At 48.2% G+C, this 514-nt stretch carries 1 protein-coding gene; it reads left to right on the top strand.

All coding sequences use genetic code 11. From position 1 onward, the window contains the following. Positions 1-65: 65 nt before the first annotated feature. On the top strand, positions 66-514 hold a 449-nt coding region (locus B5F71_RS19705), incomplete at its 3' end, for a PD-(D/E)XK nuclease family transposase (protein WP_206423881.1).

Below are 514 nucleotides of genomic sequence, written 5' to 3'. Positions count from 1 at the left end.
TATACAAATTTGTGAATCTCCCCAAGTATTCCTATCTTTGAGGCATGAAAAGAAGAGAAAGATACATGACGCATTTCGTGAACCCGTTTACGGATATCGGCTTCAAGATTATCTTCGGGCAACCTGCCAGCAAGGAACTGCTCATTACCTTGCTGAACGAGCTGCTTGCGGGGGAGCATCACATTGAAGACCTGACGTTCATCGACAAGGAAGACAATTCGGACAACGTAAACGACAGGGGAATCATCTTCGACCTGTATTGCCTGACTTCGAGCGGGGAATACATCATCGTGGAGATGCAGAACCGGTGGCACAGCAATTTTCTGGACCGTACGCTGTACTATGTATGCCGTGCCATCAGCCGGTTGATAGAACGTCCCATAACGGATGAAGTGGAATTGCCGTCTGGAGGAAAAGACAGTGTGTCGGACACGGTAAGTGAAGCACCACTCCGCTATGGTGACCGCTACAAACTCTCAACCGTGTACGGAATATTCCTGATGAACTTCAAGGA

The sequence above is a fragment of the Bacteroides sp. An269 genome (assembly GCF_002159755.1).
Taxonomy (GTDB): Bacteria; Bacteroidota; Bacteroidia; order Bacteroidales; family Bacteroidaceae; genus Phocaeicola; species Phocaeicola intestinalis.
This window is presented reverse-complemented; position numbering and strand designations above follow the sequence as displayed.